22 protein-coding genes and 1 other RNA gene are annotated in these 25,108 nt (G+C 68.6%); 7 read left to right on the top strand and 16 right to left on the bottom strand.

Going from position 1 to position 25,108, the window contains the following annotated elements:
- The first annotated feature begins 56 nt into the window (after window positions 1–56).
- Together dtd and ACRCUN_RS32475 are read left to right on the top strand one after the other, a co-directional pair.
- Window positions 57–488, top strand: coding sequence for a D-aminoacyl-tRNA deacylase (gene dtd / locus ACRCUN_RS32480; protein ID WP_462145711.1), 432 nt, complete (start codon window positions 57–59; stop codon window positions 486–488).
- A gap of 31 nt (window positions 489–519) precedes the next feature.
- Window positions 520–942, top strand: coding sequence for a DoxX family protein (locus ACRCUN_RS32475; RefSeq protein WP_462145710.1), 423 nt, complete (start codon window positions 520–522; stop codon window positions 940–942).
- Between the two features lie 7 nt (window positions 943–949).
- On the opposite strand, the gene ACRCUN_RS32470 is transcribed toward ACRCUN_RS32475, so the two are convergent.
- From ACRCUN_RS32470 to ACRCUN_RS32440, 7 genes are all read right to left on the bottom strand, one after another.
- Window positions 950–1,810, bottom strand: a complete 861-nt coding sequence (locus ACRCUN_RS32470) for a TIGR03619 family F420-dependent LLM class oxidoreductase (protein ID WP_462145709.1) — start codon at window positions 1,808–1,810, stop codon at window positions 950–952.
- A gap of 10 nt (window positions 1,811–1,820) precedes the next feature.
- Window positions 1,821–2,450 (bottom strand): PaaI family thioesterase, encoded by a 630-nt coding sequence (locus ACRCUN_RS32465; protein ID WP_462145708.1) that lies wholly within the window; start codon window positions 2,448–2,450, stop codon window positions 1,821–1,823.
- A 37-nt stretch (window positions 2,451–2,487) separates the two neighbouring features.
- Entirely contained in the window at window positions 2,488–5,478 is a 2,991-nt protein-coding gene (locus tag ACRCUN_RS32460) for a bifunctional [glutamine synthetase] adenylyltransferase/[glutamine synthetase]-adenylyl-L-tyrosine phosphorylase (protein WP_462145707.1), read from the bottom strand.
- A 23-nt stretch (window positions 5,479–5,501) separates the two neighbouring features.
- The gene (gene glnA / locus ACRCUN_RS32455) at window positions 5,502–6,842 is read right to left on the bottom strand and encodes a type I glutamate--ammonia ligase (protein WP_067855312.1); all 1,341 of its coding nucleotides are present in this window, start codon (window positions 6,840–6,842) and stop codon (window positions 5,502–5,504) included.
- Window positions 6,843–6,930: 88 nt separating this feature from the next.
- Window positions 6,931–8,421 carry an alpha/beta hydrolase gene (locus tag ACRCUN_RS32450; RefSeq protein ID WP_462145717.1) on the bottom strand — a complete coding sequence of 497 codons (1,491 nt, stop codon included), beginning with the start codon at window positions 8,419–8,421 and terminating at the stop codon, window positions 6,931–6,933.
- Window positions 8,422–8,510: 89 nt separating this feature from the next.
- Window positions 8,511–10,025 (bottom strand): alpha/beta hydrolase, encoded by a 1,515-nt coding sequence (locus tag ACRCUN_RS32445; protein ID WP_462145706.1) that lies wholly within the window; start codon window positions 10,023–10,025, stop codon window positions 8,511–8,513.
- 61 nt (window positions 10,026–10,086) lie between these two features.
- Window positions 10,087–11,418, bottom strand: a complete 1,332-nt coding sequence (locus ACRCUN_RS32440; RefSeq protein WP_462145716.1) for a WS/DGAT/MGAT family O-acyltransferase — start codon at window positions 11,416–11,418, stop codon at window positions 10,087–10,089.
- Window positions 11,419–11,638: 220 nt separating this feature from the next.
- Between ACRCUN_RS32440 and panB the strand changes: the two genes are divergently transcribed.
- Window positions 11,639–12,499 carry a 3-methyl-2-oxobutanoate hydroxymethyltransferase gene (panB, locus tag ACRCUN_RS32435; RefSeq protein ID WP_462145705.1) on the top strand — a complete coding sequence of 287 codons (861 nt, stop codon included), beginning with the start codon at window positions 11,639–11,641 and terminating at the stop codon, window positions 12,497–12,499.
- A gap of 6 nt (window positions 12,500–12,505) precedes the next feature.
- Here the strand turns inward: panB and ACRCUN_RS32430 are convergent, their stop codons facing one another.
- The 3 genes from ACRCUN_RS32430 to ACRCUN_RS32420 are packed head-to-tail and all read right to left on the bottom strand — an operon-like array spanning window position 12,506 to window position 15,848.
- Window positions 12,506–13,291 (bottom strand): enoyl-CoA hydratase/isomerase family protein, encoded by a 786-nt coding sequence (locus ACRCUN_RS32430; protein ID WP_462145704.1) that lies wholly within the window; start codon window positions 13,289–13,291, stop codon window positions 12,506–12,508.
- Between the two features lie 22 nt (window positions 13,292–13,313).
- The gene (locus tag ACRCUN_RS32425) at window positions 13,314–13,976 is read right to left on the bottom strand and encodes a TetR/AcrR family transcriptional regulator (protein ID WP_462145715.1); all 663 of its coding nucleotides are present in this window, start codon (window positions 13,974–13,976) and stop codon (window positions 13,314–13,316) included.
- A gap of 45 nt (window positions 13,977–14,021) precedes the next feature.
- A complete protein-coding gene (locus ACRCUN_RS32420) occupies window positions 14,022–15,848 on the bottom strand; it encodes a fatty acyl-AMP ligase (RefSeq protein ID WP_462145703.1) in 1,827 nt (608 codons plus the stop codon).
- A 153-nt stretch (window positions 15,849–16,001) separates the two neighbouring features.
- Here ACRCUN_RS32420 and ACRCUN_RS32415 point away from each other — a divergent pair, with 153 nt between their 5' ends.
- Entirely contained in the window at window positions 16,002–17,516 is a 1,515-nt protein-coding gene (locus tag ACRCUN_RS32415) for a CYTH and CHAD domain-containing protein (RefSeq protein ID WP_462145702.1), read from the top strand.
- 8 nt (window positions 17,517–17,524) lie between these two features.
- Here ACRCUN_RS32415 and rnpB read toward each other — a convergent pair.
- Window positions 17,525–17,902: RNase P RNA component class A (gene rnpB / locus ACRCUN_RS32410), an RNA gene on the bottom strand.
- A gap of 29 nt (window positions 17,903–17,931) precedes the next feature.
- Here rnpB and ACRCUN_RS32405 point away from each other — a divergent pair.
- Together ACRCUN_RS32405 and ACRCUN_RS32400 are read left to right on the top strand one after the other, a co-directional pair.
- Window positions 17,932–18,363 carry a helix-turn-helix transcriptional regulator gene (locus ACRCUN_RS32405; protein ID WP_462145701.1) on the top strand — a complete coding sequence of 144 codons (432 nt, stop codon included), beginning with the start codon at window positions 17,932–17,934 and terminating at the stop codon, window positions 18,361–18,363.
- 10 nt (window positions 18,364–18,373) lie between these two features.
- Complete coding sequence (locus ACRCUN_RS32400; RefSeq protein ID WP_462145700.1) at window positions 18,374–18,790, top strand: VOC family protein; 417 nt, start codon at window positions 18,374–18,376, stop codon at window positions 18,788–18,790.
- 70 nt (window positions 18,791–18,860) lie between these two features.
- Here the strand turns inward: ACRCUN_RS32400 and ACRCUN_RS32395 are convergent, their stop codons facing one another.
- Window positions 18,861–20,429: an FAD-dependent oxidoreductase gene (locus ACRCUN_RS32395; RefSeq protein WP_462145699.1), complete on the bottom strand. Its 1,569-nt coding sequence runs from the start codon at window positions 20,427–20,429 to the stop codon at window positions 18,861–18,863.
- A gap of 46 nt (window positions 20,430–20,475) precedes the next feature.
- Here ACRCUN_RS32395 and ACRCUN_RS32390 point away from each other — a divergent pair, with 46 nt between their 5' ends.
- Window positions 20,476–21,057 carry a type II toxin-antitoxin system RelB family anti-toxin gene (locus ACRCUN_RS32390; RefSeq protein WP_462145698.1) on the top strand — a complete coding sequence of 194 codons (582 nt, stop codon included), beginning with the start codon at window positions 20,476–20,478 and terminating at the stop codon, window positions 21,055–21,057.
- A gap of 1 nt (window position 21,058) precedes the next feature.
- Here the strand turns inward: ACRCUN_RS32390 and ACRCUN_RS32385 are convergent, their stop codons facing one another.
- From ACRCUN_RS32385 to cobC, 4 genes are read right to left on the bottom strand one after another with little or no spacing between them, the layout of a single operon-like run.
- Window positions 21,059–22,153 (bottom strand): bifunctional RNase H/acid phosphatase, encoded by a 1,095-nt coding sequence (locus ACRCUN_RS32385; protein ID WP_462145697.1) that lies wholly within the window; start codon window positions 22,151–22,153, stop codon window positions 21,059–21,061.
- Window positions 22,150–22,878, bottom strand: coding sequence for a zinc ribbon domain-containing protein (locus ACRCUN_RS32380; protein WP_462145696.1), 729 nt, complete (start codon window positions 22,876–22,878; stop codon window positions 22,150–22,152). Before ACRCUN_RS32380 ends, ACRCUN_RS32385 begins: the two co-directional genes overlap by 4 nt.
- A gap of 21 nt (window positions 22,879–22,899) precedes the next feature.
- Window positions 22,900–24,018: a Nif3-like dinuclear metal center hexameric protein gene (locus tag ACRCUN_RS32375; protein WP_462145695.1), complete on the bottom strand. Its 1,119-nt coding sequence runs from the start codon at window positions 24,016–24,018 to the stop codon at window positions 22,900–22,902.
- The gene (cobC, locus tag ACRCUN_RS32370; protein ID WP_462145694.1) at window positions 24,015–25,049 is read right to left on the bottom strand and encodes an Rv2231c family histidinol phosphate aminotransferase CobC; all 1,035 of its coding nucleotides are present in this window, start codon (window positions 25,047–25,049) and stop codon (window positions 24,015–24,017) included. Before cobC ends, ACRCUN_RS32375 begins: the two co-directional genes overlap by 4 nt.
- Between the last annotated feature and the right edge of the window lie 59 nt (window positions 25,050–25,108).

The following is a 25,108-nucleotide window of genomic DNA, read 5'->3' as shown; positions in this document are numbered from 1 at the left end:
CCGGCGTGTCGGGGACATTTGCGTCTGCTGGCGGTATCGCCCAGGACAATTGACCCATGCGTGTTCTGGTGCAACGGGTCAAGCGTGCACACGTGACGGTCGACGGGAAAGTCGTCGGCGCCGTCGACCCGCAATCGCAGGGGTTGTTGGCCCTGGTCGGGGTGACCCACGACGACGATGCGGCGAAGGCGCGCCGGATGGCCGAAAAGCTGTGGCAATTACGGATTCTCGATGGCGAGAAGTCTGCATCCGATGTTGCTGCGCCGATCCTGGCGATCAGTCAGTTCACGTTGTACGCCAACACCGACAAGGGCAGGCGCCCGTCGTGGAACGCGGCCGCTCCGGCAGGGGTCGCCGAACCACTCGTGACCGAATTCACCCTCGCACTGCGGAATTTGGGCGCATCTGTGCAAACGGGGGTTTTCGGTGCGGATATGCAGGTGGAACTGGTCAATGACGGACCGGTAACGGTGCTGCTGGAGCTGTGAACTCACTGGGAGTGGCGCGTATGGTCTGAGCATGACGACTAACCTGGACGCCCGGCTCGCCACCTACTCCCCCGTCGTTATCGGCATATTCCGCATCGTGTTCGGCTTCTTGTTCACGATCCACGGCGCGGCGAAACTGTTTGCCTGGCCCGTCGATATGGGCAGCGGTCCCATCCCCGCAGGCACCTGGCCGGTCTGGTACGCAGGTGTGCTGGAACTCGTACTGGGCCTGCTGATCCTGGTGGGGTTGTTCACCCGCATCGCGGCTTTCATCGCGTGCGGGCAGATGGCGGTCGCGTACTTCTGGCAGCACCAGCCCGAGGGTCTGTTCCCGCTGGAGAACGGCGGCGAGGCCGCGGTGCTGTTCTGCTTCGGCTTCCTGCTGCTGGTCGCGCTAGGCGGTGGCGCGTTCGCGCTCGACACCGCACGCGGTCGCCGCACGGTCCGAGGATAGATCTGGCCTAACGGTCCAGCGCCAGGTCCGCGCGGAAGCGTTTCATGCCGTCGATCTTGTCGGCCAGCGACGCGTCGGGACCGGTGTAGAACATCCACGGCATGGTCAGGATGTGGGTGATTCCGCCCGCCTCGGCGCGCTCGTAGTCGGCGATCGTGACCGCGTCGACCAACGGCGTCAGCACGGTGAAGCCGTCCATCGACAGCCCGGCCTCCGAACGCAATTCGCGCAGCCGGGCGATCGCGGCGATCGCCCGGTCCGTCGTGATGAGGTCGCCGATCCAGCCGTCGTTGCGGGCGGCCCGGCGCAGCGCGAGATCGGACAGGCCGCCAACCCAGATCGGGATGGGCGGCGGGGTGGGCTCCATCTCGAGCCTCGGTGCGGTGTAGAACTCGCCACTGAACTCGGCCCATCCGGGCGACCACAGTTCGCGCATGAGCTCCAGCATCTCGTCGGTGCGCCGGCCCCTGGCGTCGAACCGCGGTCCCACGAGCTCGAATTCGTCCTTGCACCAACCGACGCCGACGCCGAGGTCTACGCGACCCCCGGCCAGGTAGGCCGCGGTGCCGATGGCTTTGGCCGCCGCATACGGGTCGCGCATCGCGGGGATGTACACCGTCGTGGTGAATCGCAGCCGGGTCGTGGCCTGCGCGAGTGCGCCGACCAAAACCCACGGGTCGGGCCAGTGCGTGAACGGCTGCCACCGGCGTTCACCGTTCTTGGTGTACGGGTACGGCGTCGACAGCGTCTCGAGGTTGACGATGTGGTCGGGAATGCCCAACCCGTCATAGCCGAGATCGTCTGCGGCCTTGGCGATTTCGACGACCTCGGCGGTGTCGAGGAAGCCGCTCGCAATGTAGAACTTCATGCGGAGAGCTTCACCCGGCGCTTCTGGCCCAGGCCGGCATGATGAACACGCCCTCGGCCTCCACCGTGACCCCGTCGGCGTCGCTGAGCCGGCCCCGGGCGAACGCCTTGACGCCTTCGGTGCGTTCGACGAACGCGTCGGCACGCAACTCCCCCAACGGTGTTCCGCGCACGTACCGGCACGTGATGGTGCCCGTATAAAGCGGCTTGTTGAGCCCGCCGCTCGCCACTTCGCCGAGGATGTGGTCGAGCACCAGCGCACAGATTCCGCCGTGCACCCAGCCCGTCGGCCCCTCATATGCCGCACCGAGCGTGAACTCGCTCCAGCACGTGCCATCGGATTCGTGGTTGATGACGAGCGGCGGCGCGAGCGCGTTGCGCAGGCCAACGACCGGGTTGGCCCACACCACGGGCCGGCCCGTCTCGGCGTGCCGCATCGGCTGGGGCCCGTCGCGTTGCTCGCGTCGCAGCGTCTCGGTGACGGCCTCGATCGCGGCCGTGGCGCGCCCGATGCTGTTGTCGTCGACGCCCGAGCGGATGCTCGCATCGACGAGGTCGCGCACCGCCCGCGTCAGGGGTTCGTAGAGCGCCTGCAAACGATCGTGCTCATCAGCGCTGATGACGTCGAACGTATAGTCCACCCGTCCTTATTAGCACCACTAATCACGGCGCGGCGGGTCAGCCCCCGAAAACCTTGCGCACAACGGCCTTGGCGCGTCGCGTCACCCGCAGGTAGTTGTCGAGGAATTCACCGCCGTCGTCGCTGCCCCAGCCCGCGGCGAGCGCCACCGCGTTGAGCTGGCGCCCTGGCCCTGGTAGCTGGTCGGTGGGCTTTCCGCGCACGAGTACCAGCGCGTTGCGCGCCCGGGTCGCGGTGAGCCAGGCGTCGCGCAGCAGCTCGACGTCGCTCTCGGCCACGAGCTCGGCAGCACCGATGGCGTTGAGCGTCTCCAGAGTCGAAGTGTTGTGCAGCGCAGGCACTTTGTGCGCATAGCGCAGCTGCAGCAGCTGCACGGTCCACTCGATGTCGGCCAGGCCGCCGCGGCCCAGCTTGGTGTGGGTGTTGGGGTCGGCGCCACGCGGCAAGCGCTCGGCATCGACCCGCGCCTTGATGCGCCGGATCTCGTGCACCGCCTCGGCCGAGACGCCGCCCGATGGGTACCGGGTCCGGTCCGCCATGAGCAGGAACCGCTCGCCGAGCTCGAGATCGCCTGCAACCCGGTGGGCCCGCAGCAGCGCCTGAATCTCCCACGGCTGCGCCCACTGCGCGTAATACGCCTCGTACGACGCGAGGGTGCGCACGAGCGGACCGTTGCGGCCCTCGGGCCGTAGCCCGGCGTCGACCTCGAGCGGCGGATCGGCACTCGGCGTACCGAGCAGGGCACGGACCTGCTCGGCGATGCTGACCGCCCATCGCACCGCAACCGACTCTTCGGCGCCCGGCACCGGTTCGCACACGAACATCACGTCGGCGTCGGACCCGTAGCCGAGCTCGCCGCCGCCCAATCGGCCCATGCCGATCACCGCGATGCGGGCGGGCACTCCGGATTCCGGTGTGTTGGCGCGGATCACCGCGTTCAGCGCCGCCTGCAGTACCGCGACCCACACCGATGTCAGTGCCTTGCAGACCTCGGTCACCTCGAGCATGCCCAACACGTCGGCCGACGCGATGCGGGCGAGCTCGCGGCGGCGCAGCGTACGCGCGGCCGCGATGCCGCGCACCGGGTCGGCGTGCCGCCCGGCCGAGGCCACCAGTGACCGTGCGACGCTGTCAGGGTCGCCCTCAAGCAGTTTCGGCCCGTTCGGGCCGTCGGCGTAGAGCTGGATCACCTCGGGTGCCCGCATCAACAGCTCGGGGATGTAGGCCGAGGTGCCCAGCACCCGCATGAGCCGTTTGGCCACGGCCCCCTCGTCGCGCAGCGTCGACAGGTACCACCGTTGCTCCTGGAGTTCGTCGCTGATGCGGCGGTAGGCCAGCAGGCCGGCATCGGGATCGGGGGTGTCCGAGAGCCAGTCGAGCAGGGTCGGCAGCAGCACCTGCTGCACCCGGCCCTTGCGGCCGGTCGTGCCGGTCAGCGCGGCCAGATGGGTCAGTGCGCTCTGCGGGCCTTCGTAACCCAGTGCGGCGAGCTGGCGTTCGGCTGCCTCGGGGCTCATCCCGGCTTCGATGCCAAGCGCCGGCTGGCCGACCGATTCCAGCAGGGGCTGATAGAACAGCTTGGCGTGCAGGCGTGACACCCGCAGGCTCTGCCGTTTGAGTTCCTCGCGCAACACGCCCGACGCGTCGTGCGTGCCGTCGGGCCGGATGTGAGCGGCGCGCGCCAACCAGCGGAACGCCTCTTCGTCGCTGTCGTCGGGCAGCATGTGCGTGCGCTTGAGCCGTTGCAGTTGCAGGCGGTGTTCGAGCAGCCGCAGGAACTCGTAGGACGCGGTCATGTTCGCGGTGTCGTCACGCCCGATGTAGCCGCCTGCCCCGAGCGCGGCCAGTGCGTCGACGGTCGAGGCCACGTGCAGTGAGTCGTCGTTGCGTCCGTGCACCAATTGCAGTAGCTGTACGGCGAATTCGACGTCGCGCAGGCCGCCGGTACCGAGCTTGATCTCGCGGGACCGTACGCCTGCGGGCACGAGTTCCTCGACGCGCCGGCGCATGGCCTGGACCTCCGGGACGAAATCCTCGCGCTCGCAGGCCGTCCACACCATCGGCATCAGCGCGTCGATGTAGGCCTTGCCCAGGTCGGGGTCACCGGCGGCCGGGCGGGCTTTGAGCAACGCCTGGAATTCCCACGTCTTGGCCCAGCGCTGGTAGTAGGCGACGTGCGAGTCGAGCGTGCGAACCAGTTGTCCGCGTTTGCCTTCCGGCCGCAGCGCCGCGTCGACCTCGAAGAAGGCGTCGGCGGCGAACCGCATCATCTCGCCGGCCACCCTGGTGGCCGTCGTCAGGTTGTCGTTGGCGACGTCCTCGCCGACGAAGATCACGTCGACGTCGCTGACGTAGTTCAGTTCGCGCGCACCGCATTTGCCCATCGCGATGACCGCCAGCCGCGATGCCTCGCCGGCACCGTCGCCGCACACGGCCCGGGTGGCGACCGTCAGCGCGGCACCCAGCGCGGCGTCGGCCAGATCGGACAGGTGTGTGCTGACGGTGACGAACGGCACCACGGGCTCGTTCTCGACGGTCGAGGCCACATCGAGAGCCGCGAGCACCAGCAGCCTGTCGCGGTACAGGTCGCGCATGGGCGGTACGGCCGCACTTGTGCCCCGGTCGATGTCGAGCCGGTGCGCGGCCGAGGTGAACGCGTCGCGCAGTTCTTCCGCGCTCGGCAGTGCGGCTCTGCCCACCAGCAGCCGCCAGGACCGTGGGTGTGCCACCAGATGATCGCCGAGCGCGAGCGACGACCCGAGGACACCGAACAGCCGGCCCCGCAGCGCGCGGTCGGTGAGCAGTTCCCGGTTCAGTTCGTCCCACTCGCCGCCGAGCGCCTCGGCCAGCCGCACCATCGCGAGCAGCGCGACATCGGCGTCCGGGGCGCGCGACAGCGACCACAACAGCTCGACGTGTGATTCGGTGTTCCAGCCGAGCCGGTCCAGGTGCGCGTTGGCCTGCGAATCGACCAGTCCCAGCCGGCCGACACTGGGCAGTTTCGGGCGCTCGGTCGCAGGCTTGGGCACGACGAAAACGTTACAGGGAGCGCCTAGAGGGACAGATACGTCTTCAGCTCGTAGGGCGTCACGTGGCTGCGGTAGTTCTCCCACTCGGTGCGCTTGTTACGCAGGAAGTAGTCGAATACGTGCTCGCCCAACGCTTCCGCGACCAGCTCGGAGCTCTCCATGGCCTCAAGCGCGTTGCCGAGGCTCGACGGCAGCTCGCGGTAACCCATCGCGCGGCGTTCCTCGGGGGTCAGGCTCCAGACGTTGTCCTCGGCCTGCGGGCCAAGGACGTAGCCCTTCTCGACGCCCCGCAGGCCCGCGGCCAACAGCACCGCGAACGTCAGGTACGGGTTGCATGCCGAGTCGGGGCTGCGCACCTCGACGCGCCGCGACGACGCCTTGCGCGGCGTGTACATCGGCACCCGCACGAGCGCCGAGCGGTTCGCGGCACCCCACGACGCCGCGGTGGGCGCCTCGCCGCCGTGCACGAGGCGCTTGTAGGAGTTCACCCACTGGTTCGTCACGGCGCTGATCTCGCTGGCGTGCTCGAGGATGCCCGCGATGAAGGACTTGGCCACGTCGGACAGTTGCAGCGGGTCGTCGGGGCTGTGGAAGGCATTGGTGTCGCCCTCGAACAGGCTCATGTGGGTGTGCATGGCCGAGCCAGGATGTTCGGCGAACGGCTTGGGCATGAACGAGGCCCGCACACCGTCGCCGAGCGCGACCTCCTTGACGACGTAGCGGAACGTCATGACGTTGTCGGCCATCGACAGCGCGTCGGCGTAGCGCAGGTCGATCTCCTGCTGGCCGGGCGCGCCTTCGTGGTGGCTGAACTCCACCGAGATGCCCATCTGCTCCAACGCGTCGATCGCGTGGCGGCGGAAGTTGGGCGCCGCGTCGTGCACGGCCTGATCGAAGTAACCGCCGTTGTCGGCGGGGACGGGCACGCTGCCGTCATCGGGCCCGGGCTTGAGCAGGAAGAACTCGATCTCCGGGTGCACGTAGCACGAGAACCCCAGATCGCTGGCCTTCGCGAGCTGCCTGCGCAGCACGTGGCGCGAGTCCGCCCACGACGGCGAACCGTCGGGCATGGTGATGTCACAGAACATCCGCGCGGAATGATGCTGACCCGAGCTGCTGGTCCACGGCAGCACCTGGAACGTCGACGGATCGGGGCGCGCGACCGTGTCGGATTCGGATACGCGCGCGAACCCTTCGATCGACGAGCCGTCGAAGCCGATGCCTTCTTCGAAGGCTCCCTCGAGTTCGGCGGGCGCGATCGCTACGGACTTGAGGTATCCGAGCACGTCGGTAAACCACAACCGGACGAACCGAATATCGCGTTCCTCCAGCGTGCGCAGCACGAATTCCTTCTGGCGGTCCATGCCCGCAGCGTAGGCACCGGCTGTTAAATCTGTGTTACGGCCCTGGCTGCGTTTGATTTCCGGGTCGCTCCGCGCCAGCCTCGGGCACCTAACAATTGAGGTTGCCCGGCGATTGCTGGTTGACGAAGAAGTTGAGCACCGCGGTGTCGACGCAGGCGTCGCCGTTGAACACCACGGTGTGCTGCGAGCCGTTGAACGAGATCAGCGCCGCACCCATTTGCCGCGCCAGATCCACCCCGGCCTGATACGGCGTCGCGGGGTCGCCCGTGGTCGACACCACAACGACCTTGCCGGGTCCCGGCCCGCGCACCTCGTGCGGGACCGAGGTGGGCTGCACCGGCCAGAGCGCGCAGACGTCCCGCGGTGCGTATCCGGTGAATCCGCCGTAGGCCAAAAACGGCGCGACTTCCCGGATCTGCCGGTCGGCGTCGGCCCATACGGCCGGATCGGTCGGATACGGCGCGTCGACGCACCGGATGGCGGTGAAGGCGTCCTGCAGGTTCTGGTATCTGCCCGCATCGTCGCGATGCTGGTAGTCGTCGGCCAACAGCAACAGATCACCCGCGTCGGTGCCGCGCTGCAACCCGAGCAGCCCGCTCGTGAGATACGGCCAGTACCGCGCCGAGTACAGCGCGTTGACCGTCCCGGTGTTGGCGTCCTGGTAGCTCAACCCCCGCGGATCGGATGTGCCGCCGGGACGTGCCACCAGCGGGTCGACCAATTGCTGGTAGCGGCCGACGAATTGGGCCGGGTCGGTGCCGAGTGGACAGCCGTGGGATTTCGCGCAGTCAGCGGCGTATGACTCGAAAGCCTTTTGAAATCCCGCCATCTGGCGGATGTTCTTGGTGATCGGGTCGACGCTCGGGTCGACCGCGCCGTCGAGCACCATCGCGCGCACGCGGTCGCCGAACTGCTCGGCATAGGCCGCGCCCAATTCGGTGCCGTATGAGAAACCCAGATAGTTGATCTGGTTCTCGCCGAGGGCGGCCCGCACCGCGTCCATGTCCCGGACCGTCGACGCGGTGCCGATGTTGGCCAGGAACGGCGCCCCCATCCGGTCCAGGCACTGTTGGGCGAACTGGCGGTACAAACCTTCGATGTGGGCTACGCCGGCCGGGCTGTAGTCGGCCATCGGCTCGCGGCGGTACGCGTCGAATTCGGCATCGGTGCGGCAACGCAATTGCGGGGTGGAGTGACCGACGCCGCGCGGGTCGAACCCGACGAGATCGAACCTGCGACCGATCTCGGTGTCGGCCAGCGCGGCACCCATGCCCGCGACGGTGTCGACGGCCGACGCCCCCGGTCCGCCCGGGTTGACCATCAGCACGCCGATGCGGTCACCGGTTGCCGGCACCCGGATGACGGCCAACTGCGCCTGCGCGCCTTGGGGATCCGCGTAATCGACAGGCACCGCGACCGTGCCGCATTGAGCGGTCGGGATCGCCGACACGTCGGGAATCCAGTTCGCGCAGCCACCCCACGCCGGTGGTGCGGCGGATGCCACGGGCGTCCCGAGCGCGGGCATGGCAAGCAGCATCGAAGTCAGGATTCCGCCCACCCACCACCGCACGGCTGACATGGTCGCACGGCCCGCACGGCCGAGTCTGCGGCTGAAGCCGACCAGAGATCGGCCGGCAACCATACGGTGACCTTGAGGTTCGGCGGCGGTCAGCAGCGGGTGCCCGGCGGCGGGACGGTCACGTCGACCAGGTAGGTCGCGGCGATGTCGTCGATGCACTTGTCGCCCTGGAACACCACGGTGTGCTGCGTGCCGTCGAACGTGACCAGCGTGCCCCCGAGTTGCCGGGCGAGGTCCACACCGGCCTGGTAGGGGGTGGCCGGGTCGTTGGTCGTCGAGACCACGAGCACCGGCGGCAGCCCGCTCACCGAGATCTCGTGCGGCGTGCTGGTCGGCGGCACCGGCCAGAACGCACATGCGCCGAGGGGCGCATTGCCGGTGAACTCGCCGTAGCTCATGAACGGGGCGGCTTCGCGCAGCTTGCGGTCCTGCTCGACGACGACCGCGCGATCGGTGATCGCGGGCTTGTCCATGCAGTTGACCGCCACGCGCGCGTCGGTCGAATTGTTGTAGTGGCCCTTGGCATCTCGGCCCATGTACAGGTCGGCCAGCGCCAGCATGAGGTTGCCGTCACCCTCCTTGAGCGACGTGAGCGCATCGGTCAGATGCCGCCACAGGTTCGGCGAGTACAGCGGCAGGATCGTGCCGACGGTCGCGTCGCTGTAGCTCAGCCCGCGCCCGTCGCGCGTCTTCGCCGGGTTCTGGACCAAGGGATCGATGATGGTCTTGTAGACGTCGACAGCCTTGGCCGGATCGGTGCCGAGCGGGCAGTCGGGGCTCTTGGCGCAGTCGGCGGCGTAGTCGTCGAACGCCTTCTGGAAGGCCGCGGCCTGGCGCACGCTCTCCTCGACCGGATCGGCATTGGGGTCGACGGCACCGTCGAGGATCATCGCGCGGACCTTGTCGGGGAACTCCTCGGCATAGGTCGCACCGATGCGCGTGCCGTAGGAGTAGCCGAGGTAGGTCAGCTTCTCGTCGCCGAGCGCGGCCCGGATGGCGTCGAGGTCCTTGGCAACGTTCTCGGTGCCGACGTTGGCGAGGAACTCCTCACCCATCTTGTCGACACAACGCTGCACGAACGCCTTGGTCTCGGCCTCCAGGTGGGCGACGCCTTCCGGCGTGTACTCCACCGTCGGGTCGGCACGCTGGCGGTCGTTGTCGGCGTCGGAGTTGCACCAGACCGCCGGGTTCGACGATGCGACGCCGCGCGGGTCGAACCCGACGATGTCGAATCGTTCCTTGACCGACTGCGGCAGGCTCGGCAGCAGCGACAGCGCGGACTCGACGCCCGATTCGCCGGGGCCGCCCGGGTTGATCACCAGCGAACCGATCTTCTGACCGGTGGCCGGGAAACGGATCATCGCGATTCTGGCAACGTCACCGTCGGGCTTGGAGTAGTCCACCGGCACCGAAAGCAGGCCGCATTCGGCGGCGTCGGGAATGGGCGCCTGATCGCCCGCTCCGGCATTGCACGGCAACCACTGCACCGGGGTGCCCGGCCTGGGCACCGCGATGATCGCGCGCCCCTCGATCACCTGGCTGCAGCCCGCCACCGCCAGCACCATCACCGCCAGCAGCGCACCGAACCTGATCCTGACCTTCATGGCACCACATGCTGCCATGACTTGCGGCGAGCACCGGTCAGGGCCAGTCGACCAGGGGGTATTACCGGGTTGCCTTGACCAACTCATCGAGCGCGATGGCGAAGTCGTCGGCCAGGTCCCACAGGTCGGGCAGCAGTTCCGGGCACGACACGATGCCGACGTCGAGCTTGCCGGTCAGCGACATCACCGTGATGTTGAGGCCCGAGCCGTGGAATATCGGCCCCAACGGATACATCGCCTTGACCTCGGCACCGAGGAAATACAACGGCACCTGCGGCCCCGGCACGTTCGAGACGACGAGGTTGTGCACGGGTTTGGCACCGGACAGCCGGCTGGCCGCGTAGACCCGCATGGCGACGCCGAACACCGCCGGAGCGGCGAACTGCGTCCAATCCTGCAGCAGCGTGGCGCCTATCGCCGAACTATGTTGTTTCGCAACCGAATTCGCTTCAGCGATGGTCTTGAGGCGTTCGGCCGGATCGTCGATGTGGGTTCCGAGCGTGGAGAACATCCCCGAAACCTGGTTGCGGCCGGGCCGGTCCGACCGGTCGTGCACCGAGACCGGCACCATCGCGACGAGCGAATTCTCTGGCAACTCACCGCGATCGGCCAGAAACGTGCGGAGCACGCCGGACACGAGTGCCATCACGACGTCGTTGACCTTGACGCCGAAGTGGTTCTTCACGGTCTTGATGTCTTCGAGGTCGAGCTGCGCGAACGCGATGTTGCGGTGACCGGTGATGTTGGCGTTGAACGCGGTCTTCGGGGCGGCGAACGGGGCCGCCATCGTCATGCCGTTGCGCGCCCGGCGCACCGTGTCGACCACCGACGACACTGTCGTCGGCAGAATGTTGACCAGCTTCAACGGCCTCGTCGCGAACTTCACCGCGCCGTTGATCGCGATCTCCAGCCCGGTCGCCCCGCCCACTCCATCGACCGGATCCGGTGGCGGCGCGTCGGGTTCGGTGGTGCACAGCCGCGACATCAGGTTGGCGCCCGTGACGCCGTCGACGCCGGAGTGATGCACCTTCGTCATGACCGCTAGCCGCCCGCCGGCGTGGGCATCGGTGCCCGCGACGTTTTCGATGACCCACATCTCCCACAGCGGCCGGCTGCGGTCCAGCGGCAGCGACGCGATGTGCCCGCAGATCTCGGCGAGCTCGGTACGACCACCCGGCGCAGGCAGCCCGATCCGGTGCAGATGCCGATCGACGTCAAAGTCCTTGTCGTCCACCCAAACCGGATGGTCGAGGTTGAACCGGCTGTCGGCGAGTTTCTCACGGAATTCCGGCATGGCCTTGATCCGCAGCGACAGTGCGTCGCGCATCCGGTCGAACGTGTAACCGCCGGGCATGGTCGAGGTGTCGAGTTCGAGCACCGAGCACACATGCATCGGCTGGGCCGCGGTTTCGAGATAGAGGAAGCTGGCGTCGAGTCCGCTGAGCCTTTGCATGCGCCTGATCGTAGGGAGACGAGTCGGCAACTGTGAGGAAATCCACTTAACGAGTCGTTTACCCATTTTCCCGCGGGTGGCAGACTGACATTGTCAGCCGAACCCGGGGACCATATATCGGCCTCGAGGATTCGAAAAGACCATCAATCGAGGGACAACGATGTCTGAACAGTCTGTGTACGGTGCTGCCAGCGCGTCTCCGGACGCTGTGCAGGACGCGAAACCCCGCACCAAAGTTCGTACCGTCACGCTCCAGAAATGGAAGGCCGAAGGCCACAAGTGGGCCATGCTCACCTGTTACGACTACTCCAGCGCGCGGGTGTTCGACGATGCCGGCATTCCGGTGCTTCTGGTCGGCGATTCCGCGGCAAACGTCGTCTACGGCTACGACACCACCGTCCCGATCACCATCGACGAGCTGATCCCGTTGGCGCGGGCAGTCGTCAAGGGCGCCCCGCACGCACTCGTCGTCGCCGACCTGCCGTTCGGCAGCTACGAGTCGAGCTCACAGCAGGCGCTCGCCACCGCGACCCGGTTCATGAAGGAAACCGGCGCGCAGGCCGTCAAGCTCGAAGGCGGTGAACGCGTCGCCGACCAGATCGCGACGTTGACCGCGGCAGGCATCCCCGTGGTGGCCCATATCGGCTTCACACCGCAGAGCGTCAACGGGCTCGGCGGCTTCCGCGTGCAGGGCCGCGGCGATGCCGCCGATCAGACCATCGCCGACGCGATCGCCGTCCAGGAAGCCGGCGCGGTCGCGGTCGTGCTGGAGATGGTGCCCGCCGAGTTGGCCACCCAGATCACCGGCAAGCTCACCATTCCGACGGTCGGTATCGGCGCAGGCCCCAACTGCGACGCCCAGGTGCTGGTCTGGCAGGACATGGCTGGCCTCACGAGCGGCAAGACCGCGAAGTTCGTCCGCCGGTTCGGCGACGTGGGCGGCGAATTGCACCGCGCCGCAACGCAATACGCGCAGGATGTGGCGGCCGGGGTGTTCCCGGCCGAGGAGCACAGCTACTAGCAGCCGCTAGGCGAACTCGGGCCGGCGCTTCGCGAGGAACGCATCCACCCCTTCGCGGCCGTCGGCCGAGTCCGCGCGCGCGGCGATCAACCGGCCTTCGGCCTCCATCTGCTCTTCGAGGCTGTTCTTGAGCGAGGACAGCAGCAGCGTCTTGACCGCGCCGTTCGACCCGGCCGCCCCACCGGCCAGCTGTTCGGCGAGTTTGCCGGCCCGCTCCGCCAGGTCGGCGTCGGCGACCACCTCGGTGACCAGGCCCCAGTCCTGCGCCTCGGCGGCCGACAGCGTGCGGTTGGTCAGCATCAGTTCCTGTGCGCGGCGCACGCCGACGAGCCGCGGCAGGTAGTACGACGAACTGCCGTCCGGGCTCAGCCCCACCTTGGTGTAAGCCATGGTGAACGACGCCGATTCGGCGGCCAGGACAAGATCTCCGGTGACGGCGAGCGAGAAGCCGGCCCCCGCGGCGGTGCCGTTGACGGCGGTGATCAGCACGGCGTCCATCCGGGCGAACGACGAGATGGCCCGGTGCAGGTCGTCGGCGACGCCCTTGATGTACTGCCCGCGGGCCGGCGCGGTGGAGAACGACTTCAGGTCGCCGCCCGCGCAGAAGAACCGGCCCGATCCGGTCAGCACGACGACCTTGGTGCCCACCGTGTCGCAGCGCCTGGCGGCATCGGCCAGTTCACGAGTCATGGTGTCGTTCATGCCGTTTGCGGCGTTCGGGCGGTTCAGCGTGATGCGCGCTATGGCGCCGGACTGTTCGAAGGCGATGGCTTCGTACGTGGGCTCGGTCACGATCCGGACTCTAGCGGGCCGCTCACTGCGGTGGTCGCACACCCAGCCTGTCCGCGGTCGCGCGTACCAGGCCTGCGAAATCGTCGTGGTAGCCGACGGCCCGTAACGCGCCCTCACCGATCACCCAGGGTTGTTCGAGCGGTATGTCGGCGTCGTCCGAGCGGCTGTTGATCACCGATTCGACGAGGCGGAACGGCAGGTCGTCGGCATCGGGCGGGCCGCCGCACTCGCCGATGACGGCGGCAGACAGGCGCCGATACCGGCTGCGCAGTTCGGCGCGGCTGCGGCGGAAGGGCTCGAAGCGATCGGTCCGCAGTTCCGGCAGCAGGTACAGCGCGCCGAGATTCCACCGCCCCGCGCACAGCTGGGTGGCGTCGCCGACCACGAGCGCGTGCAACCGCGGCGCGGCCGGGCCGGACTCCCCCGCCAGATTTGTTGCCAGGCGTAGCGGAGCGTCGACCGTCCCGGTCAGCAGCGCGTCGAGGATGTCGTCCTTGGTCGCGAAATGGTGGTACAGCGACGCTTGGCGCACCCCGACCTCGTCGGCGATCCGACGCGTGGACGTGCTGGCGTAGCCGTGTGTGGTGAACAGCTCGGCCGCGGCGTCGAGTATCTCCTCGCGGGCGGTCTTGCCGGGCCTGCGGGACTGTTCCAGGCGCGGACGGCCCCGTCCCGCGCCAGCCATCGCCCCGGTGGTCATCTCAACATTCTGTCACCGGGCCGGGTCCCGTCACGCCTGCTGCAGCTCGGCCAGGTACTGCTGCTGGCAGGCACGGCGCGCGAGCTTGCCGCTCGTCGTTCGCGGAATCGACCCTGCCGCAACCAGTTTGACGTCAGCCACGGCGACAGCGTGGCGCCGCGAGATCTCGGCGCGGATCGCGTCGACGATCGGCGCCGGGTCGGCGCGCCCGGCACCCGGGGCCCGCTCGGCCACGATCGCCAGCCGTTCACCGGATGGGGACGGCACGGAGAACGCCGCGACGAATCCCGCCCGCACGGCGGGCGAGGCCTCGGCCACGGTGGCCTCCAGATCCTGCGGGTAATGGTTGCGGCCGTCGACGATCACCATGTCCTTGATCCGGCCGGTGATGTACAGCTCGCCGTCGACGTACATGCCCAGATCGCCCGTGCGGAACCACGACGCGCCCTCGGGCGCGCCCTCGGCATGGCTGTTGCGCTCGAGCCGCGTTTGCAGCTTGTTGCGGAACGCGAGCTCGGTTTCGTGCGGCCGGCGCCAATAGCCCTGCCCGACGTTGTCGCCGTGTAGCCAGATCTCACCGACCTGGCCGTCCGGCAGCTCGGCTTCGACGTCGTCGTCGGGAGAGACGATCACCGCCCATTGGCTGCGCGCGATCTGCCCGCAGGACACCTGAGGCACGGCAGCGGGCGCGTCGGGCGACACCACGACGGCGCGGCCGGCCCCGAGCTCCTCGCGGTCGACGTAGATCGCGCTCGGCGAGGCGTCGGGCGCGATCGTCGATACGAACAGCGTCGCCTCGGCCATGCCGTACGACGGTTTGACCGCGGTCGGTGCGAGTCCGTACGGCGCGAAGGCGGTGTTGAACACCTCAATCGAGGACATGCTGACGGGCTCGGAACCGTTGATCAGCCCGGCGACGTTGCTCAGGTCCAGCTCTTCGCCGGCAGGCGGCAGGCCGCGCTGGGCCGCGAGTTCATACGCGAAATTGGGTGCCGCGGCGAACGTCGGCAGGTCGGACGATCCGAGTTCCTTGATCCAGCGGTACGGGCGACGGACGAACGCCACCGGCGACATCAACGTGATGTGGCCGCCGCACAGTGCCGGGAACATGATCATCAGCAGACCCATGTCATGGAACAGCGGCAGCCAGCTGACACTGCGGATGTTCCAGTCCAGGCCCACCGAGATGATCATCTGCAGCACGTTGGTGCACGCGGCCCGGTGCGTGATCTCCACACCGGCCGGTGTACGGGTGGAGCCGGACGTGTACTGCAAGTAGGCGATGTCGTCGGTCCGCAGGTCCGGTGCGCGGAACTCGGCGCCGACGGAGTCGGGCACGGCGTCGACGGCGATCATGCGGGGACGCCGCGACCGCGGCAGCTTGCGCAAGAACGTCCCGACCGACTCGGCGGCCGCAGTCGTGGTCAGTACGGCCGACGGGCTCGCGTCGCCGAGCACCGCATCGAGCCGCTCGGTGTGCCCGGGCAACTCCGGGGAGAACAGCGGAACCGCGATGGCACCGGCGCGGATGGCGGCGAAGAATGCGACGACGTACTCGACGCCCTGCGGGGCCAGGATCGCCACGCGATCGCCGCGGGCCGTCACCTGTTGCAGCCGGGCTCCGACCGCGCGTACCCGGGTGTCCAGCTGCGCCCAGGTCAGTTCGACGGCCTGGCCGTCGTGATCGAAATCCAGATATCGATAAGCCGGTGTATCACCGAGATCGGCGACGTTGCCGTCGAAATGCGACAGCAGCGTGGAGCCGTCGGGGATGGCGATCTCGCCATCCGAATCCAGGTAATCGGCGACCTTCAGGCGTGCCGCGGCGCCGCTCGTTGTCATCGCTTCCAGACCCATGCCCGCAATATTAAGAGACTTCCTCAGAAACCGGTGGAAGGTGTTGTGCGCGGCGGGAAGTCTTAACCTTCACGTGACCTTCGGTCGGTTCAGGGCAACCATTCGGGTGTGGCACGCTGGTGCCATCTGATCCGGTGCACAGCGAAGGTGACCATGGCCCAAGACAAGCCCAAAACCTCCACGTACACCGAGGTCGAGCGCAAGTTCGCAGTGACCGACGCGACCGTATCCCCCTCATTCGAAGGTTTGACCGCAGTTGCGCGCGTCGAGCGGTCCCCGTCACAGCAGTTGGACGCTGTCTACTTCGACACACCCGAGCGCGACCTCGCTGCGCACCGCATCACGCTGCGGCGACGCACCGGCGGCACCGACGCCGGCTGGCACCTCAAACTGCCCGCGGGTCCGGATGCCCGCACCGAGGTGCGCGCACCGCTGACCCAAGACGCCGACAATGAGGCCGTTCCCGAGGACCTGCGTGACATCGTGCTCGCGATCATCCGCGACCGGCCGCTCTCGCCGGTCGCCCGCATATCCACCAAGCGCAGCGTCGACCTGCTGTACGGACACAGCGGCGCCCCGCTCGCCGAGTTCTGCGACGACCATGTCACTGCGTCGGCCGCGGGGCACGAGGACGAGGCGCAGCAGTGGCGGGAGTGGGAACTCGAACTGCTGGACACCGACGTTCCCGACGATCTGATGGACCGGTTGTCGAACCGGTTGACCGACGCGGGAGCGCAGCCTGCCGGGCACGGTTCGAAACTCGCCAGGGTGCTCGACACCGCGGGCACCGCCGCCGCGGAGCGGCCCATGCCCGACGATCCGATGCACCGCGCCATCGCCGAACAGATCGAGGAACTGTTCGTGTGGGACCGCGCGGTGCGTGCGGACGCGTACGACTCGGTGCACCAGATGCGCGTGACGACGCGCAAGATACGCAGCCTGTTACAGGCTTCCAAAGACGCGTTCCCGTTGGCCGACCACGGCTGGATTCTCGACGAGCTACGGGCACTCGCGGCCTTGCTCGGCGTGGCCCGCGACGCCGAAGTGCTCGCCGAGCGCTATCAGCGCGCGCTCGACGAACTGCCCACCGAACTCGTGCGCGGCGCGGTCCGGGAACGGCTCGTCGACGGCGCCAACCACCGGTACGCCGCCGGCCTGCGCCGCGCGCTGCTGGCGATGCGCTCGCAGCGCTACTTCCGGCTCCTCGACGCACTCGACGATCTCGTCGCCGCCGAACCCCCGGACGACACCGGCGAGGACGGCTCATCGGCGACGATCGCCTCGGCGTACAAGCGGGTACGAAAGGCGGCAAAGGCCGCGAAGGCGGCCGCGGAGTCCAGCGCGGCCGACGCCGAGGAGAAGGACGAGGCGCTGCACCGAATCCGCAAGGGCGCCAAGCGTCTTCGCTACACCGCGGCCGCCACGGGTGCGACCAAGGTGTCGGACCGGGCCAAGGCCATCCAATCGCTGTTGGGCGATCATCAGGACGCCGTGGTGAGCAAGACGCACCTGAGCACGCAAGCCGAAGCCGCGCACGCCGCGGGCGAGGACACCTTCACCTACGGTCTGCTCTACCAATTGGAAGACGAGGTCGCCCAGCATTCGCGCGCGCTCCTGGAGGATGCGCTGCGAAAGCTCGACAAGGCGGTCCACCAGACCCGGCACTGACGCAGGGGCGAACGAGTTGGCCTGTAAGCCGGATTCTGTTCCTCGCCCGGGGGCGAGGCGGCGACCATCCATCTGGGCACACCGTCGCCGGGTGCCTCAAGCGGCCTACCCGCAGGCTCGGGCGAGCAGCCCTCCGGCGCCTGCGCGACCGCAACCAGGTTGCGGCCTTCTTGGCCTTGCTTCGGGTGGGGTTTGCCTAGCCACCCCGGTCACCCGGGGTGCTGGTGCGCTCTTACCGCACCGTTTCACCCTTACCATTTCTGGCGGTCTGTTTTCTGTGGCACTTTCCCGCGAGTCACCTCGGATTGCCGTTAGCAATCACCCCGCTCTGTGAAGTCCGGACTTTCCTCGACACCCGAGGGTGCCGCGGCCGCCCGGCCAACTCGTTCGCGCAGATCACCGTACCCTTAAATCCATGCCGCAGGTGCCACCTGCCCGATATTTGCTCAGGGCGAAGGACCTGGCGGACGCGCGGTATGCCGACCCGATCACCGTCGAAGACCTCGCGGCGGCCGCCGGCCTGTCCCGCGCACACTTCAGCCGGATGTTCACTCGCACCTTCGGGGAGTCTCCGCGCGCCTATCTGCAGAGCAGGCGATTGGAGCGGGCCGCGGCGCTGCTGCGCAACACCGACCGCTCGGTCGCCGACATCTGCGTGATGGTCGGACTGCAGAGCGTGGGCTCGTTCACGTCGAGCTTCGCCAAGGTCTACGGCAAGCCGCCGGCGGCCTACCGCGCGAGCCTGCCGCCCGCGGCGCTGCGCGCCCCGGTGCCGAGTTGTGTTCTGGCGCGCGACACCCGGAAAACAGCACACGGGAAGAAGACGGGCACCGACGCCCGACCGTAGCGTCGGTCGCATGATGAGAATCGCAAGCACGCACCTCTGGGTTCACGACCAGGAAGCCGCGCTGAAATTCTGGACCGAGAAGGTCGGAATGGAAGTGCGCGAAGACGTTACGTTGCCCGATGTCGACACGCCGTTCCGGTGGCTCACGGTCGGCCCGCCCGGTCAGGACGATGTCAGCATCGTGCTGATGGCCGTGCCCGGCCAGCCCGTGATGGACGACGACACCCGCAAACAGGTGCTCGACCTGACCGCAAAAGGCTTCGCCGGCACGGTGTTTCTGACCACTGAGGACTGCCAGAAGAGCTACGAGGAGCTCACCGCCCGCGGCGTCGAGTTCACCGAGCCGCCCAACCAGATGCCCTACGGCATCGACTCCGGTTTCCGCGATCCGTCGGGCAACAGCGTCCGGCTGACCCAGCGCACCTGAGCCGTGTCGAGACCGACGCAATGGTCGATGCCACGCCGTGCCGGCGACCACTGCGTCGGTCTCGATGCGGTCAGTCCCTGCGACGCAACACCATCACGTTGTCGATCAGCGTGCCGCGCTGCCCGTCCGGACCGGTCGCGTCACGCTCTTCGGCTCCGACGCGGATCCGCTCCCACTCCTCGTCGGGCAGATCGATTGCGGACACGACGTCGTCAGCGCTGGGGAACTCGAATTTCCTTACGTGCTCGGGCGCCCACGGCGGGGCGGCACCGTGGTCGACGATGATCAGCAGCCCGCCCGGGGCTACCACCCCGGCGGCGCGGCGCAGCAAGGCCGGCCGGTCCATCGCGATGGGCGACTGCAGGAACTGAGCCGACACCAGGTCGAAGCGGCCCTCCGGAAGACTCTCGGCGAAATCGTGCCGTTCGAACGTGATGCGGTCCGCCACGCCACGGGCCTTCGCTTCGGCGGCGGCCCGCCCGAGCGCGGTGTCGGAGACGTCGGTGGCCGTCACCTGCCAGCCCTGCTCGGCGAGCCAGACGGCGTCGCCGCCCTCGCCGCAGCCGAGATCCAGCGCACGGCCCGGGCTCAGGCCCGCGGCCAGCTTCGCGAGCTGCGGGTTGACGCGTCCGCTCCAGATCCGGCCGCGCTGCCCGTAATGACGTTCCCAGTACTGGGCCGTCACCTCCGAATGCGTCGGCCACGGCGGGACCGGCAGCCCGACGTCCTCGGCCAGCAGGCACTGGACCACCGCTGCGCCCACCTGGCTTCCGGTCGCGACGGCGGCCGCAACCTGAGGCATCTGGGCGCTCAGGTCTCCCGCGGCGAACACGCCCGGTACGGAGGTGCGGCCGAATGCGTCGACCACGAGGGCGTCAGCGGCGACCGGTCCTGGTGCGGCGACCGCACCGAGTTGTGCGGCGAGCGGCGAGCGCTGGTGCAGCGTGGTGGCGACAAGTGCGCCGCGGCGCGCCAACCGCGTTCCGTCCGTGAACTCCACGGCGGCCAATTCGCCGTCTTCTGCGAGGAATTGGGCGATCGAGCGGTCGTCGACGCTGACCCCCGCCGCGTCGAGCAGTTTGATCTGACTGTCGTCCAGGCCGCCGTCGCCGTCGGTCAGGACAATCAGGTCCTCGGTCCAGCCACGAAGCAACAATGCCGAGTGCACGGCACGGTCACCGCGGGCGACGACCGCGAGCGGCGCGTCCCGCATCTCCCAGCCATGGCAGAACGGGCAGTGGAAAACCGAACGGCCCCACAGCGGTTCGAGGCCTGGGATACCCGGCGGCCGGTATTCCATCCCCGTCGCGAGAAGCACCGCCCTGGCCTGCTCGCGGGTGCCGTCACCCAGTTCGAGCACGAATCCCTGTTCACCACGCACGACTTCGCCGGTACGCACTTCCACCGTCGGATAGACGGCGAGTTCGGCACGGCCCGCCGCATACAGTTCGGCAGGCGGCCTGCCGTCGCTGCCGAGCAGCCCGCCGATGCCGTGGGCGGCCAGGTTGCTCTGCTGCCCGGCGTCGACGAGCAGAACCCGCCGCCGCGCCCGGCCCAGTACGAGTGCAGCACTCAAACCCGCCGCACCGCCGCCGACGATGATGCAGTCCCATGGCTTGTCCATAACTTCAACGTCCATATCCCGAGCTTGCCGACGCAGCGATAAACTGCCAAGCTAATTTGCCATGCAGGCAAATACGAGTGCAGAGGAGAACGTCGACGCCATGGTCCGGCGCCGGCTGCGCGAGCTACGCGTGCAGCGCGGCCTGACCCTGGAGGATGTCGCGACCCGCGCACAGATCGACGTGTCGACGCTGAGCAGGCTGGAATCGGGTAAACGCAGGCTCGCACTGGACCATCTGCCCCGGCTCGCCTCCGCCCTGTCGGTGACCACCGACGAACTGCTGCGCGCACCGGAGGCCGAAGATCCGCGCGTCAAGGGCAGCTCGCACACCCACCACGACATCACGTACTGGCCGCTCACCCGGCATGGTCCGGCCGGCGGGCTGCACGCGTTCAAGATCCGCATCAGCGCCCGCCGCCGCAAGCCGCCTGCCGAACTGCCGGTGCACGAGGGCCGCGACTGGATGTACGTGTTGTCCGGGCAGCTGCGGCTCATTCTCGGCGAGCAGGACTTCATCGTCAAACCCGGTGAGGCCGTCGAGTTCTCGACGTGGAGCCCGCACTGGTTCGGCGTGGTGGACGGCCCGGTGGAGGCCATCACGATCTTCGGCCCGCACGGCGAGCAGCTACACCTGCACGCCTGACCTACAGGTAGGCGGTCTGGTTGACGAGTCGCACCGATGAGGCGCCGTCGGCATAGAACTCGGCGATCGACAGCGACGCCAGGTCGAGGTGCAGCCGGTAGAGGATGCCCTCGCCGGCATCGAGGGCGAGCCGCAGCACGGTTTTGATCGGCGTCACGTGTGACACCACGAGAACCGTCGCGGCGCCGTGGTCGGCGATGATGCGGTTGCGGGCGCGACGCACGCGGTGCGCAACGGCGTCGAAGCTCTCCCCGCCGGGCGGCTCGACGCTGGTGTCGCGCAGCCAACGCCGGTGCAGCTCCGGATCGCGTTGCGCGGCTTCGGCGAACGTCAAGCCTTCCCACGCGCCGAAGTCGGTTTCGATCAGATCGTCGTCGACCGTGACGTCGAGCCCGAGCGCCTTGGCGGCGGCCGCGGCGGTGTCATAGGCCCGTTGCAACGGCGAGGTGAGCACCGCCGCGACCCCACCCCGCTCACCCAGATAGCGCGCCGCGGCGTCGGCCTGGCGCCGGCCCTCTTCGGTGAGCGCCGGATTGCCGCGGCCCGAATAGCGGCGATGAACCGACAATTCGGTCTGGCCGTGCCGCAACAGCAGCAGCCGCGTCGGTGCGCCGACCGCGCCGGTCCAGCCGGGAGCCGACGGCTTGTCGGCCTCGACCGGCTTCTTCGCCGGCTCCGCCTCGTCGACCACCCCGGCCGCCGCGTCCATCGCCTCGTTGGCCAGCCGGTCGGCATAGCTGTTGCGGTCGCGCGGAATCCAGCGGTAGCTCACGTGATCGAACGCGTCGGCGAGGCCCGCGGCCCGGCGCTGCAGGTCGACCAGGTCAGGGTGTTTGACGCGCCAGCGGCCCGTCATCTGTTCGACCACCAGTTTCGAGTCCATCGACACCGCGACCTCGGTGGCGCCCTGGGCGGTTGCCGCCTCCAAACCCGCGATCAGCCCGCGGTATTCGGCGACGTTGTTGGTGGCCCGGCCGATGGCCTCTTTGCGCTCGGCCAGCACCGTGCCGTGGTCGGCGGTGTAGACGACGGCGCCGTACCCGGCCGGTCCCGGGTTACCGCGCGACCCGCCGTCAGCCTCGACGAGCACCTTCATGGCTTGACCCGCAACAGGATTGCTCCACACTCCGGGCAGCGCAGCACATCGTCGTCTGCGGCGGCCGAGATGCGAGCGATCTCACCGCGGTCGATCTCGATCCGGCATGCTCCGCAGCGGCGGCCCTGCAGTAGGCCGGCGCCGGCACCACCACGTGCGCGCTGCCGCTCGTAGAGGCCGACCAACTCGTCGTCGATGGAATCGACGAGCGCGTCGCGGCGGGTCACGCACTGATGGCGGGACTGCTCGATCTCGGTGTGTGCGGCATCGCGCGCCTGCTGGGCGTCCGACAGCGCCGTCTGCAGTTCATCGATGCGGCGCAGCGCGTCGGCCTGCTGGGCAAGCAGTTCCTCGCGGCGCTCCATGACTTCCAGCAGAGAATCTTCCAGGCTAGATTGCCTGCGCTGCAGGGTCTCCAGTTCGTGTTGGATTTCGGTCACCTGTTTGGCGCCCACCGCGCCGCCCTCGAGGAGTGCGCGGTCACGGTCCTCGCGTTGGCGCACCGCGTCGATCTCGGTCTCGAACTTGGCCACCTGCGTGCCAAGGTCCTCCAGCGCGATTCCCAGGGTGGCCAACCGGTCGTTGGCGGCGCCGTACTCGGCCTGAGCCTCGTCGAGGCGCTGCTGCTCGGCCAGATGCTTGGCCCGGTGCTCGATGCGTGCCAGCTCGGCGTCGACCTCGGTCAGCGCGAGTAGCGAACGTTGCTGGGTAACTTCGGCTTTCATGATTTTTCGCTCCCCTACCGGCTAACTCTCGACGTTCCATGGATCGGTGCGCACCGTACTGACCCGCACCGGCAGGGTGTCACCGAAATGCCTGCGCAGCACGTCGGCCGCCTGGGCACACCACGGAAATTCGCTGGCCCAGTGTGCGACATCGACGAGCGCGATCTCGGACGCCCGGCGGTGTTCGTCGGCGGGATGGTGGCGCAGATCCGCGGTCACGTACGCCTGCACGTCGGCCGAGGCGACCGCACCGAGAAGCGAGTCGCCCGCTCCCCCGCACACCGCGACGCGCGACACCATGGCCTCGGAATCACCGGACGCGCGCACACCCCACGACGTGGCAGGCAGCGCCGCGCACACGCGGGATACGAACGCCGACAACGGTTCCGGCCGAGCCAGCGAACCGACCCGACCGATTCCGACATGACCGGGTATCGGGGCCAGCGCGATGATGTCGAAGGCCGGTTCCTCGTACGGGTGCGCCGCGCGCATGGCGGCCAGGATCGTCGAGCGCAACCGCGCAGGCGCGATCACCTCGACCCGGTCCTCGGCCACCCGTTCGACGCTGCCGACCTCACCGATCGCCGGCGACGCGCCGTCATGGGGCAGGAACTGCCCCGTCCCGGTCACGCTCCAGCTGCAGTGCGAGTAGTCGCCGATCCGGCCCGCACCCGCCGCGAACAGTGCCGCACGCAACGCCTCGGCGTCCCCGGCCGGAACGAACACCACCCACTTGTCCAGATCCGGGCCTGCCGCGACGGGCGATAGCACGCTCTCGACGTTCAGCGCGAGCGCATCGGCCAGCGCGTCCGATACGCCAGGCGATGCGGAATCGGCATTGGTGTGCGCGGTGAACAAGGCCCGCCCGGTGCGGATCAACCGGTGGATCAGCGATCCCTTGGCGGTGCTGGCCGCGACGCTGTCCACCCCGCGCAGCAACAGCGGGTGATGCGCCAGCAGCAGCCCGCGATCGGGCACTTCGGAGATGACGGACTCGGTGGCGTCGACCGAGATGGTGACCGATTCGACGGGTTCGTCGGGGTCACCGCACACGAGCCCGACCGAATCCCAGTCCTGGGCAAGCCGCGGTGGATAGGCGGCATCCAACACCGCGATGACATCAGCCAGTCGGGCACTCATTTCAGCACCTCCCTCACGGCGTCCACCAAAGCCGGCCACTCCGTGCGCACCGCGGCGCGCAGGTAGTTCGGGCGCAGGCCCACGAAAGTATCGCAACGGCGCACGGCAATACCCTTGGTTTCCAGATGTTTTCGCATCAACTCCGCGTCCGGTACGGCGAACAGGACAAACGGCGCGGCGCCGGCGACCACCTCGAGGCCGAGTGCGTCCAGCGCAGCGGCCATCTCGACGCGAAGAGCCGCCAGCCGCCGCGCACCCGCCTCGGCCTCGGCCACCGCCTCGGAGGTGTTCGCCGCGGCGATGGCCTCCAACTGCAGCGTCCCCAGCGGCCAGTGCGCGCGGCGTGCGGTCAGCCGGGCCAACAGTTCGGGCGCGCCGAGCGCATAGCCGACTCGCAACCCCGCCAGCGCCCAGGTCTTGGTGAGGCTACGCAGCACCAGCACGTCGGGCAGCGAATCCGCGGCCAACGACTCGGGCTCGCCGGGGACCGCGTCGGCGAAGGCCTCGTCGACCACGACGATCCGGCCCGGCCGACGCAGGGCCAGAAGCTGCTCGCGCAGGTGCAGCACGCCCGTGGGATTGGTCGGATTGCCGACGACGACGAGGTCCGCCTCGTCCGGCACCGCTACGCCGGCCAGCGTGAACGGCGGCGCGAGCTCGACGTGGTGCACGGGCACACCGGCCGCCGTCAGCACGGCCTCGGGCTCGGTGAACGACGGCGCGATCAACGCCGCCAGCCGCGGCCGCAATCCGGGCAGCAGGGCAAAGCCCTCGGCGCCACCGGCCAGCAACGCCACCTCCGATTCTTCGCGGCCGTGGCGCGCCGCGACGGCTGCGGCGGCACGGTGTGCGTCGGCTGCGGTCGGATAGCGGCCGAGATCGGGCAACCGGGCGGCAAGCCGGTCGGTCAGCCACGCCGGTGGAGAGCCGGCGCGCACGTTGACCGCGAAATCCAGCATGCCCGGCAAGGCAGCCTGGTCACCGTGGTAGCGGGCGGCCGCGCGGGTTGGACTCGGCGATGGGCACGGCACAGCACGACAGTAGTGGGCGGCGCCACCGGCCGGGCATCCGGACCGCGTGGGGATCAGGG

The organism is Mycobacterium venezuelense (assembly GCF_054919535.1).
The sequence above is the reverse complement of the archived record's forward strand: the minus strand, read 5'-3'. Positions and strand labels throughout refer to the sequence as shown.